Genomic DNA, 19651 nt, shown 5'->3' with positions numbered 1-19651 from the left:
CGCTCCACCGCTGCCTTTACTGGTGCTTGTAGTGCTTGATGGACGTGTCCTTGGCGGCGGCGTCGGCGTATCCCTGGATCTTCTTGATCGCCTCGGCCGGGGTGAGCCGTCCGGCCATCATCTCGCCGAGCCCGGAGACCCCGATCTGCTCCTTCTGGAGCTTCACGTACCAGTCCTGGAGCCGGGGGTTGAGGACGTTGTCGCCCGCCTTCTGGAGCGCGGCGACCCCCGACTTGAGACCCGGCGTGAGGGTGATCCCGTCGGTCCCGCCGTTGAACGCGCTCAGCGACTTGACCTTGGAGGTGAAGTTCCGCGACGACGCCTCGCTGAGCATGATCCGCAGCTGCTCCATGCCGCCGAGCCCGTTGGCCGCCTTCGCCGGGACGATGAACGGCTCGCCGCCCGAGGCCCAGATCGTGCCGAACGGCATCTTGTCCGAGGCGTCGATGCCGGTCGGCGCCGAGACCGCCAGGTCGAAGTCGGCGGGAATGACGTTCGCCGACTCGTTCTCGACCCAGGAGCCGTTGGGGATGAACAGCGCCCTGCCCTGCGCCCACGCGGTCTGCGACTGGATGTGGTCCAGACCGGGGGTGCCCTTCAGGACGTACCCCTTCTTGTACAGCTCGTAGTACGCCTCGAAGCAGGTCTTGACCGCCGGGTTCTTCCAGGCGTTCGGCTCCAGGTTGTCGATCGCGTCCAGGACCTCACGGCCGCCGACCTTGCCGATCATCGGGTACAGCGAGAACGGCAGGTAGTACGGGTACTTGCCCGCGTAGGTCCAGCCCGCGATGCCCTTCTTCTTGGCCTTCTCGCAGACCGCGAGCATCTGGTCCCAGGTCTGCGGGTACGCCGAGTCCAGCGCGTCCAGCGCCTTCTGCGAGTACCAGACGCCGTACACCGTGTAGGCGTAGTACAGGATCCACACCGGCGCCCCGTCGAGCTGCCCCATCTCGACGATGCCGGGGCGCAGGGTGTCGCGGACCTTCTTGCTCGGGTCGTCGTACGACGGGGCGTCGAGCAGCGGGGTGAGGTCGGTGAGCTGCTTCTTGCTGGACAGGATGCCCATGTCCATCTGCTCGGCGCCCGAGTTGTCGATCAGGTCGGGCGGGGTGCCCTGGTTGAAGCGGGGCTGGAGGACGGACTGGATCTTCTGGGTGGCCGAGAACTTCACCTCGGCCTTGGGGAACGCCTTCTCGTACGACGCGACCGCGTCCTTGGCGTACTGGGTGCCGAAGCCGCCGTCGAACAGGACGAACTCCAGGTTCGCCGACTCGTCGACGCCGAGCGGGTTCTTCGCCGTCTTCGTCCCGGTCTTCGCCTTCTCCTCGCTGTCGCCGCCGCTGCTGGCGCACGAGGTGAGGAACGACAGCGCGGGCGCGGAGACCAGTCCGAGCGCCGCGGTCGTCCTGATCATCGACCGGCGGCCCACGCCTGCCGGTCCCCGGCTTTCTGCGGAGGTGGATCCCATGCTCAAGTCCTCGCCTTCTCCAGGACTCAGGGCGGCACCGGATCAGTTCCGGGGCCGCGTCGGGTCAAGCAGGGTCGTGCAGGAAACGCCGACAGGTATAGTCCATTTCCCGGCAGGGGAGCAAGATCGAATGCAAGGTTGGCCGAGCCTGTTTTCCAAGTTGAGACCTCGTGGAAATCCGGACGGCCGCCACGGCACCCCGCTGCCGAATTCGCGACACCACAAGCGCTTTCCCCAGTGAACGTCCTTGACATCACAGGTCACTTGACCACCTACTGATTCCCGCACCGCCACGGGGAAAACGTTGTCCGGTCCGGGTCGTCCGAGGGGTTCGGGAGGTGCTTCGGGTATGCGGGAGCGGTGGGGGCGGGGGCGGTGGGGGAAGCGGTTTCACTCGATCGTGGTGGTGTGTGCGACGGTTGTGGCGTTGTCGTCGCCGGGGGTGGCGGGGGGTTCCGCGGGTGCTTCGGCAGGCGCTTCGGCAGGCGCGGAACCGGTTTCCTCCGACGGTTACGGGGGTTTCGCGACCTCCTTCGAGGACGGCGAGCCCGCGCCCGACTGGACCGACACCGTCGACGAGGTGCGCGGGGCGTCCGGCGTGGACGGCGGGTACGACGCCGGCGGGCTTCCCGGCGATGTCACCGACCAGGTCACCGGTGTGCGCGCGAGTGGTGAGAACACCGGCGGCGGGGAGGTGAAGGAGAACCTCGTGGACGGCGAACCCGGCACGAAGTGGCTGGTGTTCGAGCCGACGGGGTGGGCGGAGTTCGACCTGGCGCGGCCCGTCTCCCTCGTCTCGTACGCGCTGACCTCGGCGAACGACGCGCCCGAACGGGACCCCGCCGACTGGAGGCTGCTCGGCTCCACCGACGGTTCGTCATGGGCGGAACTGGACGCCCAGGCAGGGACGGTGTTCCAGAAACGGTTCGAGAGTCGTACGTACGCGCTCCCCGCAGCGGCTGCTTTCAGCCACTTCCGGCTGGAGGTCACGGCGAACCGGGGCGCCGGTCTGCTTCAGCTCGCCGATGTGCGGTTCGGGACGGGCGGGAGTGCGGGACCTGTGCCACCGCACATGCTGACCGGGGTCGACCGGGGGCCCTCCGGGTCTCCCACGGCGAAGGCGCGGGCCGGGTTCACGGGGGTGCGGGCGCTGCGGTACGCCGGGCGGCAGACCTCGGCCGGTGCGGGGTGGTCGTACAACAAGGTGCTCGACGTGGAGGTGCCGGTCGGGCGGGAGACCCGGCTGGGGTACCGGATCTTTCCCGCGATGGGTGACGGGGATCTGGACTACGCGGCCACGAACGTCGCGGTGGATCTGGCGTTCACGGACGGGACGTCGCTGAGTTCGCTCGGGGCGGTGGATCAGTACGGGTTCGGGGTGTCGCCTCGGGGGCAGGGGGCGGCGAAGGTCCTGTACGTGAACCAGTGGAACGACGTGAGTGTGGCGCTGGGGGCGGTGGCGGCGGGGAAGACCGTCGACCGGGTATTGGTCGGGTACGACTCAGGTAGGGGGGCGGCTCGGTTCCGGGGGTGGGTGGACGATGTGCGGATCGGGGTGGTGGCGGCCGAGGCTCCCCGGGTCCATCTTTCGGACTACGCGGTTACCACTCGGGGGACCAACTCCAGCGGTGCCTTCTCCCGGGGCAATACCTTTCCGGCCACGGCCGTACCGCATGGGTTCAACTTCTGGACGCCGGTGACCGACGCGTCCTCGCTGGGCTGGCTGTACGAGTACGCGCGGGGCGGCAACTCCCGGAATCTGCCGGAGATCCAGGCGTTCGGGGTGAGTCATCAGCCGAGTCCGTGGATGGGGGACCGGCAGACGTTCCAGGTGATGCCGGTGGCGGGGAGCGGGGTGCCGCCGACGGGGCGGGGGGAGCGGGCGGCGGCGTTCCGGCACGAGGACGAGGTGGCCCGGCCGTACGGGTATCGGGTGGGGTTCGAGGGCGGGATGGCGGCGGAGGTGGCGCCGACGGATCATGCGGCGGTCATGCGGTTCACGTTTCCGGGGGCTTCCGGTGGGAGCGTGGTGTTCGACAACGTGAAGGAGGACGCGGGGCTCTCGCTGGACGTCGGGAAGGGCGTCGTCACCGGGTACAGCGACGTCAAGTCCGGTCTGTCGGCGGGGGCTTCGCGGCTGTTCGTGTACGGGGAGTTCGCCGAGCCCGTGAGGGACGGCGCTTTCAGTGGGGTCAAGGGGTACTTCCGCTTCGACACCCGGGCCGTCACTTTGCGGATCGCGACCTCGCTGATCAGCCTGGACCAGGCGCGGGACAACCTGCGTCAGGAGATCCCGGCGGGCCGGTCCTTCGAGCAGGTCCGGGACGGTGCGCGGGCGCAGTGGGACGAGTTGCTCGGGCGGGTGCAGGTCGAGGGAGCGACGCCGGATCAGTTGACCACGCTGTACTCCAGCCTCTACCGGCTGTACCTGTACCCCAACTCCGGCTTCGAGAAGGTGGGTTCGGCCTACCGGTACGCCTCGCCGTTCTCGCCGCCGGCCGGCCCCGACACCCCGACCCACACGGGCGCGAAGGTCGTGGACGGCAAGGTGTACGTCAACAACGGTTTCTGGGACACGTATCGGACGGCGTGGCCCGCCTACTCGTTCCTGACACCCCGTCAAGCGGGCGAGCTGGTCGACGGGTTCGTGCAGCAGTACCGGGACGGCGGCTGGATCTCCCGCTGGTCCTCCCCCGGGTACGCCGACCTGATGACCGGCACGTCGTCGGACGTCGCTTTCGCGGACGCGTACGTGAAGGGTGTCGACTTCGACGCGCGGGCGGCGTACGAGGCGGCGCTGAAGAACGCGACGGTGGTGCCGCCGAGTCCGGGTGTGGGCCGCAAGGGCATGGCGACCTCGCCGTTCCTCGGCTACACGGCGACGGACACGCACGAGGGCCTGTCCTGGGCGCTGGAGGGGTACGTCAACGACTACGGCCTCGCGCGGATGGGCCAGGAGCTGTACCGGCGGACCGGGGAGAAGCGGTACCGCGAGGAGTCCGCGTACTTCCTCGACCGGGCACGCGGATACGTCCGTCTCTTCGACTCCCGGGCCGGTTTCTTCCAGGGCCGGGACGCGAAGGGCGACTGGCGGGTGCCATCCGCCGAGTACGACCCGCGTGTCTGGGGGTACGACTACACGGAGACCAACGGCTGGGGGTACGCGTTCACCGCGCCGCAGGACAGCCGAGGTCTCGCCAACCTGTACGGCGGGCGCGGGGAGTTGGGCAGGAAGCTCGACGCCTACCTGTCGACTCCCGAGACCGCGTCCGTCGACTTCGCCGGGTCGTACGAGGGGGTCATCCACGAGATGACCGAGGCGCGGGACGTCCGGATGGGGATGTACGGGCACTCCAACCAGGTCGCGCACCACGCGCTGTACATGTATCTGGCGGCCGGGCAGCCGTGGAAGACGCAGGCCGCCGTGCGGGAGGTGCTCTCGCGGCTCTACACCGGCAGTTCGATCGGGCAGGGGTATCACGGGGACGAGGACAACGGGGAGCAGTCGGCGTGGTACCTGTTCTCGGCGCTCGGGTTCTATCCGCTGGTGATGGGGAGCGGTGAATACGCCATCGGGTCACCGCTGTTCACGAAGGTGACCGTGCGGATGGACAGCGGGAGGACGCTGGTGGTGAAGGCACCGGGGAACAGCGCGCGGAACGTGTACGTGCAGGGGGTGCGGTTCGACGGGCGTGCGCTGACGTCGGCTTCGCTGCCGCACTCGGCCATCTCCCGGGGCGGGGTGCTGGAGTTCGCCATGGGGCCGCGTCCTTCTTCGTGGGGTGCGGGGTCGGGGCCGGTGTCGATCACTCGGGGGGATGCGGTGCCTCGGCCCCGTGCGGATGTGCTGCGGCGGGGTGGGGCGTTGTTCGACGACACGTCCGCTTCCTCGGCGGCTGTCACGTCGGTCGGCCTTCCGGTGTCCGGCAGGGTCAACGGCGTTCAGTACACGCTGACTTCGGGAGCCGACCCGGCGCGGGCACCTCACGCGTGGACGCTCCAGGGCTCGGACGACGGGGTCGCGTGGGCGACGCTGGACCGGCGGGACGGGGAGTCGTTCTCGTGGGGCAGGCAGACACGGGCGTTCGGTGTGGGGTCTGCGGGTACGTACGGGAAGTACCGTCTGCTGCTCGACGGCGAGGCGGTGCTGTCGGAAGTCGAACTGCTCGCCTGAGCCGCCGAGTTGGGGGATACATGCCGTCGCTTGAGAGTCTCGATCCCGCGTGGTTGCCTGCGGAGGCGTTCCGGGCGCTGGGGGCCCGGCGGGTGTGTGTGCGGGGGGCCGGGGAGCTGGTGGGGACCGTGCGGGGCGAAGTACGGGAAGCCTGTGGGCGGTTCGGTGGGGAGGTGGTCGGGGAGGGGGCGTGCGACCTGCTGCTGGAGGTGGCGGAACTCTCAGGCCCCGGCGAACTCGCGGGTTCCGGCGAACTCGCGGGTTGTGGCGAACTCGCGGGTTCCGGCGAGGAGTTCGCCTTCGCCTTCGACGGCACCCGCGCCTCGGTCACCGCGTCCGGTGGAGCCGGGCTGCTCTACGGCCTCTTCCACGTCGTCCGCCTCGGCGACAGCGCGTTCGGTGGACCGGCGCGGAGTGAACTCCACTCCCCCGCCCTGCCGCTGCGGATGGTGGACCACTGGGACAACGTGGCCGTGCATCCGGTCATGGGGCAGGTCGAGCGGGGGTACGCGGGCGGGTCGGTGTTCTGGGCGGACGGTCGGGCCCGGGGGGACGCGGCGCGGGTGCGGGCGTACGCGCGGCTGCTCGCGGCCTGCGGGGTGAACGCCGTCGCCGTGAACAACGTCAACGTGCACGCGGCGGAGGCGCGGTTGCTGACCGAGCGGATCGGTGAAGTCGCCGCGATAGCCGAGGTGTTGAGGGGATATGGGATTCGTACGCATCTGTCGGTGACGTTCGCGGCACCGATCGTGCTGGGCGGGCTGGGGACCGCCGATCCGCTGGACGCGGGGGTGCGGGAGTGGTGGGCCGGGGCTGTTCGGGGGGTGTATGAGGCGATCCCGGACTTCGGGGGGTTCGTGGTGAAGGCCGACTCGGAGGGGCAGCCGGGGCCGTTCGCCTACGGGCGCTCGCACGCGGACGGGGCGAACATGCTGGCCGCCGCGCTCGCGCCGTTCGGGGGGACGGTGCACTGGCGGGCGTTCGTCTACGACCACCGTCAGGACTGGCGGGACCGGTCGACGGACCGGGCGCGGGCGGCGTACGACCATTTCGCGCCGCTGGACGGGGAGTTCGCCGAGAGTGCGGTGCTCCAGGTGAAGCACGGGCCGATGGACTTCCAGACGCGGGAGCCGGTGTCGCCGGTGCTGGGGGCGCTGCCCCGGACGCGGTTCGCGGTGGAGGTGCAGGCGACGCAGGAGTACACCGGGCAGCAGCGGCACGCCTGTTGGCTGGGGCCGATGTGGAGCGAGGTGCTGCGGTTCAGGCCGAGGGGTGAACAGGGGCCGTCCGTCGGGGAGTTGGCGAGCGAGCTGGTCGCGGTGTCGAACGTGGGGGACGATCCGTTCTGGACGGGGCATCCGCTCGCGCAGGCGAACCTGTACACGTTCGGCCGGTTGGCGTGGCAGCCGGACGCGGAGCCGCTGGACATCCTGGACGAGTGGCTCCGGCTGACGTTCGGTGACGGGCCGTTCGGCGAGCTGCGGCAGCTTCTCGCCGGGTCCTGGGCGACGTACGAGAAGTACACGGCGCCGCTCGGGGTGGGGTTCATGGTGCAGCCGGGGCATCACTACGGGCCGGGTGTCGACGGGTACGAGTACAGCCCGTGGGGGACCTACCACTTCGCGGACCGGGACGGGGTGGGGGTGGACCGGAGCGTGGCGACGGGGACCGGGTACGCGGGGCAGTACGGGGAGCCGTGGGCCTCGGTGTACGAGTCGGTGGAGAGCTGCCCCGACGAACTGCTGCTGTTCTTCCACCATGTGCCGTACGGGCACGTGCTGAAGAGCGGGAAGACCGTGATCCAGCACATCTACGACACCCACTTCGAGGGGGCCGAGGAGGCGGAGGAGGCCCGCCGGGTGTGGGCGGGCCTCAAGGGGGTGGTGGATCCGGAGCGGTTCGCGCGGGGGGCGGAGCGGTTCGAGGAGCAGGTGCGCAGCGCCCGGGAGTGGCGGGATCAGGTGAACACGTACTTCTTCCGCAAGTCGGGGGTCGCCGACGAGCGGGGACGGCGCATCTACTGATCCGCGCTACCGGTCCGCTCTACTGGTTCGCTCTACTGGTCCGCTTTGAGCACCGCGACGCCGAGCGGGTCGAGGACGAGAGGGGCGCCGGCCTCGGCCCGCTTGCCGGTGAGGAGGTCGGTCGTGGTGGTGTGGGCGGTCAACTCGGCTGTTTCTCTCGCGTGGTTGAGGAGGAAGAGCAGGGGCGTGCCGTCCTCGGTGACGCGGGTGGCGGTCTCGACCGTGGGGTGGTCGGCGTAGGGGCCGATGAGGTGGTGGCGGGCGAGGACGAGGCGGACGACGTGGTCGACGCCGGGCTGGTCGAGGGCCGTGGCGACGTACCAGCCCTCGCCGCCGTGTCCGCCGAAGCGGTTGCGGGTGACGGCGGGCGTACCGGCGTAGAAGTCCGCGCCGTAGGGGGCGACGGGTTCGGCGCCCTTGAGCTGGACGATCTCGAAGACCAGCCGGGCCTGGGACTCGGGGCCGTCCGGGAGTACTACGGGTTGTACGACCTCCGGGGGACGCGCGTCCCACTCGTCGATCCTGATACCCAGGAGGGAGGCGAGGGGTCCCGGCAGGTCGGTGAGGAAGGCGCGGTCGTGTTCGTCGGAGCGGGCGGACAGGAACGTCGCGAGGACGGTTCCGCCGCTCTCCGCGACCGCTTCGAGGCGGCTCGCCAGGTCGCCCTTGATGAGGTGGAGGGCGGGGGCGAGGACGACGTCGTACGGGGTGAGGTCGGCGGTGACGGGGACGACGTCCACGTCGGCGCCGGCCTCGCGGGCCGCGCGGTAGTAGGCGTGGACGACGTCCAGGTAGCGGACGAGGCGGGAGGGGCCGTCGGAGAGCTCCAGGGCCCACCAGCTGTCCCAGTCGAAGAGGAGCGCGGTGCGGGAGGGGGTGCGGGCGCCGAGCGTGAGGTCGCCGAGGTCGGCCAACTCTCGCCCCAGGGCGGCGACTTCACGGAACGTACGGGTGTCGTCGCGACCCGCGTGGCCGATGACGGCGCCGTGGTACTTCTCGCAGGCGCCGCGGGAGGCGCGCAGCTGGAAGTACAGGGCCGCGTCGGCGCCGTGGGCGACCGCCTGCCAGGTGGCGAGGCGCAGTTCGCCGGGGCGGTGCAGGGGGTTGACGTCGCGGCACGCCGTCGTGGACGGGGTCTGCTCCATCAGCCAGAAGGGGGCGCCGTCCTTGAGGCCGCGCATCAGGTCGTGCGCGAGGGCCGGGCGGGTCGGCGGGGCGTCCGGCGGCGGGTAGTTGTCCCAGGACGCGAAGTCGAGGTGCGGGGCCCAGCGGTGGTAGTCCAGGGGGCGGTAGGCGCCCATCATGTTCGTCGTCACCGGGGTCTCCGGGTCGTGCTCGCGGATCGCCCGCTTCTCCGCCGTGAAGCAGCCGAGGAGGGCGTCCGTCATGAACCGCTGGTAGTCCAGGGTGATGCCCTGGAACGCGGTGTGGTCGGGGCCCCGCCAGTGTTCCGTGAGCGCGCTCGGGGGTTCGATCTGCGCCCAGTCCGAGTAGCGGTGGGACCAGAACGTCGTCCACCAGGCGTCGTTGAGGGCGTCCAGGGTGCCGTGGTGTGCCTTCAGCCAGTCCCGGAACGCCTCCGCGCACAGGTCGCAGTAACAGGCGCCGCCGTACTCGTTGTTGATGTGCCAGGCCAGCAACGCCGGGTGGTTTCCGTAGCGTTCGGCCAGGCGGGCCGCCAGTTGCGTCGAGAGGCGGCGGTACGCCGGGGAACTGGGGCAGAAGTTGTGGCGCTGGCCGTAGCGGTGGCGGCGGCCCTCGAAGTCCGTGCGGTTGACCTCCGGGTACCGCTGCGCGAGCCACGGCGGGAGGGCGGCGGTTCCGGTCGCCAGGCAGACGCTTCTGCCCTCCGCCGCCGCGCGGTCCAGGATGTCGTCCAGGACCGTGAAGTCGTAGGTGTCCTCGGCCGGTTGGGTCAGCGACCAGATGAACACGCCCACCGTCAGCGTGTCGATCCCGGCCTCGTCGAACAGGCGGTGGTCCTCCGTCCAGACCTCCTGCGGCCACTGCTCGGGGTTGTAGTCGCCGCCGTACCGGATCTTGTCGGTCATGCGGTGAAGTTCTCCTTCGTCTCGGCGATCACCGGGCGGGCGGTGTGGAGCAGGGAGAGAAGCAGCAGGGCCGACAGGAGCGCCGGGAGCGCTTCCGTGAGCAGGGCCGTCATCGCGCCGGTCACGATCAGGAGCGAGAGGGCGCCCAGGGTGACCTTGCCGTGGCGCAGGAGGAAGTACGCGGCGAGGCGGGCCGTGTCCCTCGCGCGGAAGGTGAACAGGGAGGTGAGGATCAGGGCGTGGGCGCCCCACAGGAGGGTGGTGAGGGCGGTGGCCGCGATGATCAGGGCCCACCAGGTGGGGAGGCCGGTGCTCTCGAAGTGGGTGAGGGTGAAGGCGGTCACCGTCAGCCAGGCCAGGAGCGGGGTCCAGAGTTTCAGGGCGGGGAGGGTGTTGAGGCGCAGGCCCTGGAGGTAGCGGCGGGTGGGGTGGAGGTCGGTGAGGTCGGTGCCGCGGTGGTGCAGGGCGTAGAGGGCGGCGGAGGCGGCGGGGCCCAGGGGGAGGAGGAAGAGGGCGGTCAGGGGGGTGGGGCCGGTCAGGAGGAGGGGGATCAGGCCGGGGGCCGCGGTGACGAGGAGGAGGGCTTCGGTGGTGAGGAGGGTGTGGATGAGGACGGCGGCGCGGGAGAGGGGGCCGGTGCCGAAAGAGGTGACCGCACTGTTGGCGCTCATGGCGTCTCCCGTCCCAACAGCCGCCTCTCGTCCCACCATTCGGAGGTCTCGTCCACCAGGGGGGCCAGTTCGACGAGGGTGATCTCGTTGCGGGCCAGGGTGAGGCGCAGGTCCGCCCGGCCCTCTGCCAGGGGGAGGCGGAAGTGGGTGCGGGCCGGCTCCGCCGCCTCGTGCAGCATGTCCAACTGGCCCTGTTTCGGGGAGCGTGGGCTGCCCATCTCGCGCCATGCGGTGTACGCGTTGCCGTGGTCCTCGTCCACTGTCGAGCGGCGCACAAACGCCTCCGCCCCTGAAGTCCCCGTCCCTGCCAGGGGGATCGAGAGGTGGACCTCGTGGCGGTCCGGGCCCGGGGTCTCCCCCGTCGGGTCGACCGGCGCCCAGGCCAGGACCGTTACCCGGCCGTCCCGGTGCCGCGTGACCAAGTGGTGGTCGCCCCTCGACAGGAGGTCCTCGCCCATGCGGGACATGAACGCGTACAGGTGGAAGGTGGGCTTCTTGACCTGACGGTGCGTCAACAGGCCGAAGCCGCCGTGGAACAGGGCCGTCGGGACGCCCGCTTCCTCGAACATGTCGCTGAACGTCCAGTACGAGAAGGAGTCGGCCAGCTCGCCGCCCTCCGCCAGCACCGGGGCCAGGTAGGCCGCGTTGAACGCGGTGTCGTGGATCGGGTTGTCCGGGCAGTAGGAGGAGTTGAACTCGGTGATGTGGACGGGGAGTCCGGCGTACCGCGTGCCCTTGAGCCGGCGGCGCGGGGTCGCGAACTGGTCGAGGAGGTCGCGCGCCGGGGCGAGGGTCTGGTAGCTGGCGAACGGGACGCGCTGGGCGGGGCCCGAGGTGTAGGCGTGCCGGGAGACGAAGTCGAGGGGGACGTCGTGCTGGTCGGTGAAGTCCGTGAAGCGGGGCAGCCATTCGTCGGCGCCGGGGGAGATCGCGGGGCCGCCGACCTGGAGGGAGGCGTCGACTTCCTTCACCGTGTGCGCTGTCACCTCGTACAGGTGGTGGTACGCCTTTTCGTCGGCGTTCTCCCAGAAGAGGTCGAGGTTGGGTTCGTTCCACACCTCGATGGGCCAGGTGCGGACCTCGGCGAGGCCGTAGCGGTCGATGAGGTGGGTGAGGGTGGCGCGGACCAGGGCGGCCCACTCGGTGTGGGAGCGGGGCGGGGTGACGTTGCCCTTCCACCAGAAGACCGTCTGGGATCCGGAGGCCAACTCCTCGGGCATGAAGCCGAGTTCGAGGAAGGGGCGGATGCCCAGCTCCAGGTAGGCGTCGATGACCTGGTCGACGTACGTGAAGCTGTGGTGCAGGCGCCGGGTGCCCTGGTGTTCGTAGGGGCGGACGACGCCCATGCTGTCGCCGAACAGGCCGTGGCCCCGGATGTGCTGGAAGCCGATCTCGCGCTGGACCAGCTTCAGGGAGTCGAAGTAGTCGCGGCGCAGGGCGAGTTCGGTCCGGCCGGTGCCGACGCAGTGGCGCCAGGCGGCGGGGAGGGGGCCGACGGTCTCGGCGGGGACGCGGATCACCCGTGCTCCTTCTGGTAGCGCTGGTACGCCTTGTTGTGGAGGGCGACGAGCTGGTCCATGTTCTTGGACTTCAACTCCGAGACGTAGGAGTCCCATTCGGACAGGGGCCGCTTGCCGAGGGCGAACTGGAGAGCGTTCTGGCCGACATGGTCCTTGAGGGGGGTGTCCCAGAGGGTGGCCTGTTCCTGCTCGAAGGATTCGAGGGGGTGGGCGGGGGCGATGGGCAGTTCCTTGCGCTGGGCCATCGCGTCCTGGAACTTCTTCTCGTCGGGGCTGAAGTTGGAGGAGACCAGCGCCCAGCTGCCGCCGTACGTGAACACGCCGTTGAAGAAGCCGAAGTCCTTCTGGAGGTCCTTCGGGGCGTTCGGGTTCTGGCCCATCAGGGAGAGGCCGGGCTCCAGTCTGTACTGGCCGCCGCTGTAGGTGTACGTCGTGCCCTGGACGCCCCACTTGGAGAAGCGCTGGCCCTCGTCGGAGTACCAGAGCCAGTCGACGAACTGCATCATGGCCACGAAGTCGTCGCTCTTGAGGGCCTTGCTGGAGATCATGAGGCCGTTCTCCAGACGGCCGCCGCCGAGCACGACGGGTCCGGCGGGGCCCAGCGGCACCGGGACCATCTCGATGGTGGCGCCCTTGACCTGCTTGGTCAGGTTGTAGCGGTACTCCTGGACCAGGACCTGCGGGTTGGCGCTGATCGCGAAGGACTTCTCGGCGAGGAGTTTCTGCTGTGCGTTGTCGTCGGTCTGGGTGAAGCTCTCGGGGTCCATGAGCTTCTCGGAGACCAGCTTCGCGACGAACTCGACCAGCTGGCGGAACTCGTCACGGGCGCCGGTGAAGACGAACTCCTTCTTGCCGGCGTCCCAGCTGAGGTTGTCGTAGGACCAGCCGGCCGGGATGCCGTACGCCTGGCCGAGGTAGCCGAAGAACGCCCCTGGCGGGAAAGGGGTGTTGACGTTCCAGCGGTCGGAGAAGGGGTAGCGGTCGGGGTATTCGGTCTTGAGGGCCTTGAAGACGTTGTAGACCTCGTCCCAGGTGGTGGGGAGGGCGAGGCCGTGCTTCTGGAGGACGTCCGTACGGAACGCCATCGAGTAGCCGGACTTGAGCTTCTCGTGGAGGCCGGGCAGCAGGTAGTAGTTGCCGTCGGACTGGCGGATCGCGTCGATCTCCGGTTCCAGCTTCCATCTCTTCACCTTGTCCTGGAAGTTGGGCATGAGATGGACGTACTCGCTGACGGGGAGGATCGCGCCGGAGGAGACGAAGGCGGCCTCGGACGGGTGGTAGGTCTTGGGGATGAGGAAGGGCGCGTCGCCCGCGCCGATGAGGAGGCTGCGCTTCTTCTCGTAGTCGCTGAGCGGCACCGAGACCGGCTTGAGGGTGACGCCGGTGCGCCGGGTCACCTCCTTCCAGAACAGCCAGCTCGTCTTCATCGGGTAGGCCGGGTTGTCGTTGTGCAGGACGTCGAAGGAGAGCGGTTTCGTCGCCTTGAACTGCTGGCCGACGCGGAAGTCCTCCATCGCGCCGTTCCGCTTCTTCGAGAGGTCCTTGGAGTCGCCGCCGTCGTCGCCGCTGCCGCAGCCGGTGAGGGTGGCGAGGCCGACGAACCCGGCGGCGGCCAGGATCTGACGGCGTGACAACTGGCCTGTGTTGGGGCGGGAGTTCTTCTGCACCGGAGACTCCTTGGGAGGTGGGGGGCGGTCAGCCCTTGACCGCGCCGAGCATCACGCCCGAGACGAAGTAGCGCTGGACGAACGGGTACACGCACAGGATCGGCAGCGAGGTGAGCACGATCGTCACGGCCTGGATGGAGGCCGCGACCTGTGTGCCCTGCTCCGTGGTGGCACCGGCGTTGGAGGCTCCGGTGGCGCCCGCGATGATGTTGCGCAGATAGACGGTGACCGGCATGAGGTCGGTCCGGTCCATGTACAGGAACGCCTGGAACCAGGAGTTCCAGAAGGACACCGAGTAGAACAGGATCATCGTCGCGACGACGGCCTTGGACAGCGGCAGCACGACGCGCAGCAGGATGCCGTACGTACTGAGCCCGTCGATCTGGGCGGCCTCCTCCAGCTCGCTCGGCAGGGACTCGAAGAACGCCTTCATCACCAGCAGGTTGAACACGCTGATGGCGTTGGGCAGGGCGATGGCCCACACCGAGTTCTTGAGGCCGAGGCTGGTGATGAGGACGTAGTTCGGGATGAGGCCGCCGGAGAAGAACATCGTGAACACGGCGACGCCGACGAGGAGTCCGCGCCCCTTGAGGTTCTTCTTGGACAGGACGTAGGCGTAACAGGTCGTCAGAACCATGGCGACGGCGGTGGCGGTGACGGTGTAGAGCACGGTGTTGCCGTAACTGCGCCAGAACGTCGAGTCGTTGATGACGATGCGGTACGTCGTGAGGTCGAACTCCTTGGGCCACAGGGTGACTTCACCCGAGCGGATGGCGCGCTCGCCGCTGAAGGAGCGGGCGACGATGTTGAGGAACGGGTACAGCGTCAGGACGACGACGCCGGTGAGGACGACGCCGTTGACGCCCTGGAAGACGCGGTAGCCGCGCGTCGGCTGGTCGACCGAGGTGCGTACCTTGACCTTGCTCACCACAGGCTGGTCCCCACTGTGCGGCGCGAGAGCTGGTTCGCGGAGGTGATGAGGACGAGCCCGATGACCGCCTCGAACAGGCCGATGGCCGCCGCGTAGCTGAAGCTGTTGGACTCGACACCGGCCCGGTACAGGTAGGTCGAGACGACGTCGGCGGTCGGATAGGTCAGCGGGTTGTAGAGCAGCAGGATCTTCTCGAAGCCGACGGCCATGAACGTGCCGATGTTGAGGATCAGCAGCGTGATCATGGTGGGCCGGATCCCGGGCAGGGTGACGTGCCAGATCTGCCGCCAGCGGTTGGCGCCGTCGATGCGGGCGGCCTCGTACAGGTCGTCGTCGATCGTGGTCAGCGCGGCGAGGTAGAGGATCGTGCCCCACCCGGCGGTCTGCCAGATCTCGGAGCCGACGTACACCGTCCTAAACCACTCGGGTTCCTGGATGAACCGGATCGGATCGTGGCCGAGCCAGCCGAGGACGTGGTTGACCGGCCCGTCCGTCGCGAGCATCTGCATCGTGATCCCGGCGACGATCACGACCGACAGGAAGTGCGGCAGATAGGAAACCGATTGCACAAAGCGTTTCAGCGCGGTGCGGCGCACCTCGTTGAGGAGCAGCGCCAGCACGATCGGGATCGGGAAGCAGAAGACGAGGGTCAGCAGGCCCAGCCACAGGGTGTTGCGGAAGACCTGCCAGAAGGTGGGGTCGCTGAGGAACATGCGCACATAGCGCAGCCCCACCCACTGCTCGCCCAGGATCGAACCGCCCGGCTCGAACCGGCGGAAGGCGATGACGTTGCCGATCATCGGCAGATAGCGGAAGACCAGGAAGAACAGCAGCGGCAGGATCACCAGCGAGTACAACTGCCAGTCGCGCCGCAGCGCCCGACGCCAACCGCGGCGCGCGGACGGGTACTTCGTGCCACCCGGGGACTTCGGGGGTGGCGGGTCCTGGGTGCCCGGCGGGGGCGCCGATGTGGTGGGGGTGCTCATGCTCGGGCCTCCCGGAGCGGGGCGCGGAACCGAAACTTTCGAGCTCTTACCGGTAACTTCGCGGCAACTTATGGGCACGTAGAAACCGCTGTCAATGGGTCATGCAGGAGATTCCTCAGGAGGCCATGGTGCGTTGGAAGCGTCACCGAGGGGGTAGAACAGGGAGGTCCGACCCTTCCCAGCTCCGCAAGTTTCCATTCCGTTACCGAATCCTGCGAGGTGTCGCCGTGGGCGCGTTCGATCTGCCGCTGATTGAGCTGGAGGCGTTCCGGCCACCGCTGGACGAGCCCGCCGACTTCGACTCGTTCTGGCACGAGACGCTCAAGGCCGCCGCCGAGGTGCCGTTGCGCGTGCGGACCGAGCCGGTCGGCAACGGGCTGAAGCTGACGGAGACTTGGGACGTCACGTTCCCCGGGTTCGGGGGGCATCCCGTGCGGGCCTGGTACAGCCGGCCCGCGGGCACGCCGGACGCGTTGCCGACCGTCGTCGAGTACGCCGGGTACGGGCGGGGGCGGGGGCTGTCCCATGAGCGGCTCACCTGGGTCAACGCCGGGTACGCGCACTTGCTGATGGACAACCGGGCTCAGGGGGACAGTTACGGGAGCGGTGGGGGCGGGACCCTCGACCTCGGGCTGGCCACCGCCGGGGGGCCCGGAGTTGTCGTACGAGGGCTGCTCGATCCGTACCAGTACCACTACCGGCGGCTCATCACCGATGCCGTGCGGGCCGTCGAGGCCGTGCGTACGCTGCCGGGTGTCGACGCGTCCCGGGTCGCCGTCGTCGGGAACAGCCAGGGCGGGGGGCTGGCGTTGGCCGTTGCCGGGCTGGTGCCCGATCTTGTCGCCGCGTTGGTGACCGCGCCGTTGCTGTGCGGGGTCCGGCGGGCGTTGGAACTGACGGATGCGGGGCCGTACGGGGAGATCGCCGCGTATCTGGCTGTGCATCGGGGAGTCGAGGAGGCCGCGTACCGGACGTTGGCCTATGTGGAGGGGGTGTCGTTCGCTCGGCGGGCCCGGGCTCATGCGCACTTCGGGGTGGGGCTGCGGGATCGGGTGTGCCCGCCGAGCGGGGCGTTCGCCGCGTTCAACCGGTATGGGGAGGTGGGGGGTTCGGAGCCTCGGCGGGAGATTCACACGTATGCGTACAACGGGCACGAGGGCGGGGACGCGGTGCATGTCGCGTTGCAGTTGGAGTGGTTGGCGGGGGTGTTCGAGGGCGTGGATTGAGCAGGTCGGGCAGGTGATGCGTATCCGTCCGGGGAGCTGGTGCTTCATGATGGGCGGACCATGAGCGGAACGGGCTGGGGTTGCGGGGCGAGCGCGGCTTCGTCGTGGCTCGCCGCGCCCCTGAGGTACGGCGCCGACGCGCCGGTACCTGTGGCTCGTGCCGGTGTGTTCGCCGCGATCGGCGCCACCCTGGGGGCCACCGCTCACCACCTCGTCGCCGAGGAACCTCCCCACTGGCAGCGCGTGTTGGTGGGTGCGGGCGTGCTGTTCGTCCTGGGGCTGATCGGGGCGCGACGGCCACGCTCACTCCCTGTGGTCGCCCTCGCCTGTGCCCTTGCCCAGGGCGGACTCCACCAGTGGCTCGCCGCCGGACACCAGCCTGTCGCGCACGTTCACCACGCCTCCGAGGGCGCGAGTCACGGCTCTTGGGGCATGACCCTTGCGCATGGCATCGCCGCGCTGCTCGTCGCCCTGCTGCTCCAACGTGCGGATCGGGTGTTCTGGCGGCTCGCCCAAGGTCTACGGGACCGCACCGCCGTACTCAGAACATGGGCGGGATTCACCCCCGCCGCCCCCGGTGCACGAATCTCTTCCCCTCGTGTGGTCACCCTGCCTCGATGCGCCGGTGGCGTGGTCCTCGCGCATGTCGTAGTGCGCAGAGGCCCTCCAGCAGACCAGTTGAGTCACGCCAACTGACCTCTCACGGACGGCCATGGAGCCGATCCGCGCTGCACCTCTGCCTGGAGCCAGCCATGTTCAAGAAGACCCTCACCGCGCTAGCCGCCACCACCCTCGTCCTCCTCACCGCCCAATCCGCCGCCGCCCACGTGGAAGTCAAGGCCGACAACCCCCAAGCCCTCGCCCGGAACGTGGAGTTGACCTGGTCCGCCGAGTCCGAGTCGGCGACGGCCGGGATCGAGGAAGTCCGGGTCGTCCTCCCGAAGGGCATCGCCCCCGCCGACGTGGCCTACGCGAGCGGCCCCAAGACCTGGACCCTGGCACCGACTTCGGACGGCTTCACCGTGAAGGGCGCCCCGATGCCGACCGGTGAGGACGTCGAAGTGTCGGTCACCGTCAAGCAGTTGCCGGACGCGGAGCAGCTCGTCTTCAAGACGCTCCAGACGTACAGCGACGGCAAGACCGACCGCTGGATCGAGCTGGAGGAACCCGGCAAGAAGGAAGAGGAGGACCACTCCCACAGCGGAAACCCGGCACCGGTACTGAAGTTGAAGGCGGCGGCACCGGTCCAGAGCACGCCCACACCGAGCACCCCCGCGACCACCCCGGCATCCATGCCGGCCCCCTCCGCCTCCCCGGTAGCCGCCGAGAAGGACGACAACAGCGGTACATCCGGAGCGACTTGGGCGATCATCGGCATCGGCATCGCCGGTGTACTGGCCATCGCCTACTTCGTCGTACGGCGTCGGACACAGACGGCCGAATAGTGCTGTCCGGGGCCGGGCGGCACACCGCCACCCGGCCCCTCTCACACGTCAACTCATTTGACTGGACCGGCAGTTGAGGCTGTACAGTACAAGTACAGACCTTCCGACAACGTTATCCGCCAACAGCGTTGTCGCCCGTGCTCCCCCAGCTCCGTGTCGTCGTCCGGACGCCGGGGGACCACCCCGGACGGCCTCTCCCCCCCCTGGGGCCGTCCGGCTCGCGGACCCGGTGGCACACGGCTCGATGCCACCGGGTCCGCTCAGAGCGGCCCGTCTTCCCTGCGGTTGATCAGCCGACCCGACAGGGCAGGCTGGTCGTACTGTCCCCACCGGCCCCGGTGACGACGTACCCGAAGGTCGAACTCTGCCCCGGACTGAGCGACCCGTTCCAGCCGGCGTTGTGGACCATCACGTCCTGCCCGCTGTAGGTGGCCGCACCGTTCCAGAGGCTGTCCACCCTCTGCCCCGCGGCGAGCGTCCAGTTGACCATCCAGCCGAGCATCGGGACGTCGCCGGAGTTGGTGACGGTGACCTCGGACTGGTAGCCGCCGCTCCAACTGCCCGTCGTACGGCGGGTGGCGGTGCAGGTGCCGGGTACGGGCTCGTTCGGGTTGCCCGGCTCGTGGATGCCGGTCACCTCGCCGTGACCGCCGTCGAAGACGACGTCGGAGCAGGAGTAGAAGGTCTCCGCGCTGTCCGAACGCTGCCAGACCACGTAGATGATGTGGCGGCCGGACTTGTTCGCCGGAAGCTGCCCGGTCCAGGAGTAGTTGGCCTCGACGGTCCCCGGGGAGCCGTGCAGCGGCGGGTGGTCGACGCTCAGGAACGGCGTCGACTCCATGTCGTCCCACGTGAGGGTCTTCGTGGGGTCGAAGCCGTCCTTCGTGACGTACACGTAGAACCAACCCGGGTGCGCGGCCCAGGCGTTGTACGAGAAGTCCATCGTCGCGCCGGACGTCAGGTGGGTGAGCGGCCAGTCGTTGCGGGGTGCGTTGAAGCCGGTGAAGTTCGTGTTGCCGCCGCTACAGAGTTGGCCGTCCGGCACGAAGCCGCGGGTTCTGCCGGCGCCGTCCGAGCGCAGGACCGAGAACCAGTTGTAGAACGGCGTCGTGCCGCTGACCTGTTGGGCGTTCTTGCACGCCGGGTTGACGGGCTTGATCTCACCCGTGTCCGTCAGGCCGTCCTGCCAGCACAGGAACGTCCGGCTGCCGGGTTTCATCGGGGTGCCGTGCGCTTCCGCCTTGCCGCCGGTCGAGACGATCAGGCCGAGGGCGGGGATGACGGCGAGGAGCGAGAAGAGGACGAGGAGGAGGGGGCGGGTGCGGAGGTACCTCGATAAGTTTGTCGTGATCATGCCATGTTCCGAGGTGGGGGACATGAGGGGGAGCCGTCCTTTCTCTACGGCTGTGCGGGTATGGGGTGGGGGCGGCCCTGGTGGGTTCCGGTCCACGGGTGGGAGCGCTCCCACCCCATCTGTGCGGAAGGTAG

At 69.2% G+C, this 19651-nt stretch carries 13 protein-coding genes; 5 read left to right on the top strand and 8 right to left on the bottom strand.

Annotation, left to right across the window (positions count from 1 at the left end):
- Positions 1–16: 16 nt before the first annotated feature.
- The gene (ngcE, locus tag ACQCO7_RS33040) at positions 17–1468 is read right to left on the bottom strand and encodes an N-acetylglucosamine/diacetylchitobiose ABC transporter substrate-binding protein (protein WP_464075225.1); all 1452 of its coding nucleotides are present in this window, start codon (positions 1466–1468) and stop codon (positions 17–19) included.
- Positions 1469–1817: 349 nt separating this feature from the next.
- On the opposite strand from ngcE, the gene ACQCO7_RS33035 reads away from it, so the two are divergent.
- Complete coding sequence (locus ACQCO7_RS33035) at positions 1818–5642, top strand: GH92 family glycosyl hydrolase (RefSeq protein ID WP_464075224.1); 3825 nt, start codon at positions 1818–1820, stop codon at positions 5640–5642.
- Between the two features lie 20 nt (positions 5643–5662).
- Complete coding sequence (locus tag ACQCO7_RS33030; RefSeq protein ID WP_464075223.1) at positions 5663–7666, top strand: alpha-glucuronidase; 2004 nt, start codon at positions 5663–5665, stop codon at positions 7664–7666.
- Positions 7667–7698: 32 nt separating this feature from the next.
- On the opposite strand, the gene ACQCO7_RS33025 is transcribed toward ACQCO7_RS33030, so the two are convergent.
- Genes ACQCO7_RS33025 through ACQCO7_RS33000 form a run of 6 tightly spaced genes read right to left on the bottom strand, consistent with a single transcriptional unit; the run spans position 7699 to position 15492 of the window.
- Complete coding sequence (locus ACQCO7_RS33025) at positions 7699–9717, bottom strand: beta-galactosidase (protein ID WP_464075222.1); 2019 nt, start codon at positions 9715–9717, stop codon at positions 7699–7701.
- Positions 9714–10388, bottom strand: coding sequence for a hypothetical protein (locus tag ACQCO7_RS33020; RefSeq protein ID WP_464075221.1), 675 nt, complete (start codon positions 10386–10388; stop codon positions 9714–9716). Before ACQCO7_RS33020 ends, ACQCO7_RS33025 begins: the two co-directional genes overlap by 4 nt.
- Positions 10385–11908, bottom strand: a complete 1524-nt coding sequence (locus tag ACQCO7_RS33015; protein ID WP_464075220.1) for a GH39 family glycosyl hydrolase — start codon at positions 11906–11908, stop codon at positions 10385–10387. The genes ACQCO7_RS33020 and ACQCO7_RS33015 overlap by 4 nt, the downstream gene beginning before the upstream one ends.
- Positions 11905–13575 carry an ABC transporter substrate-binding protein gene (locus tag ACQCO7_RS33010; protein WP_464075219.1) on the bottom strand — a complete coding sequence of 557 codons (1671 nt, stop codon included), beginning with the start codon at positions 13573–13575 and terminating at the stop codon, positions 11905–11907. Before ACQCO7_RS33010 ends, ACQCO7_RS33015 begins: the two co-directional genes overlap by 4 nt.
- A gap of 28 nt (positions 13576–13603) precedes the next feature.
- Complete coding sequence (locus tag ACQCO7_RS33005; protein ID WP_464075218.1) at positions 13604–14503, bottom strand: carbohydrate ABC transporter permease; 900 nt, start codon at positions 14501–14503, stop codon at positions 13604–13606.
- Positions 14500–15492: an ABC transporter permease gene (locus tag ACQCO7_RS33000; RefSeq protein WP_464075217.1), complete on the bottom strand. Its 993-nt coding sequence runs from the start codon at positions 15490–15492 to the stop codon at positions 14500–14502. Before ACQCO7_RS33000 ends, ACQCO7_RS33005 begins: the two co-directional genes overlap by 4 nt.
- Before the next feature lie 227 nt (positions 15493–15719).
- Between ACQCO7_RS33000 and ACQCO7_RS32995 the strand changes: the two genes are divergently transcribed.
- The 3 genes from ACQCO7_RS32995 to ACQCO7_RS32985 are packed head-to-tail and all read left to right on the top strand — an operon-like array spanning position 15720 to position 18163.
- Entirely contained in the window at positions 15720–16718 is a 999-nt protein-coding gene (locus ACQCO7_RS32995) for an acetylxylan esterase (protein WP_464075216.1), read from the top strand.
- Positions 16719–16778: 60 nt separating this feature from the next.
- Positions 16779–17414 (top strand): hypothetical protein, encoded by a 636-nt coding sequence (locus ACQCO7_RS32990; protein ID WP_464075215.1) that lies wholly within the window; start codon positions 16779–16781, stop codon positions 17412–17414.
- A 56-nt stretch (positions 17415–17470) separates the two neighbouring features.
- A complete protein-coding gene (locus ACQCO7_RS32985) occupies positions 17471–18163 on the top strand; it encodes a DUF1775 domain-containing protein (protein WP_464075214.1) in 693 nt (230 codons plus the stop codon).
- A gap of 289 nt (positions 18164–18452) precedes the next feature.
- Here ACQCO7_RS32985 and ACQCO7_RS32980 read toward each other — a convergent pair whose 3' ends face one another.
- Positions 18453–19517, bottom strand: coding sequence for a lytic polysaccharide monooxygenase auxiliary activity family 9 protein (locus ACQCO7_RS32980; protein ID WP_464075213.1), 1065 nt, complete (start codon positions 19515–19517; stop codon positions 18453–18455).
- Positions 19518–19651: the final 134 nt, after the last annotated feature.

Source organism: Streptomyces saintjeani (assembly GCF_055409605.1).
This window is presented reverse-complemented; position numbering and strand designations above follow the sequence as displayed.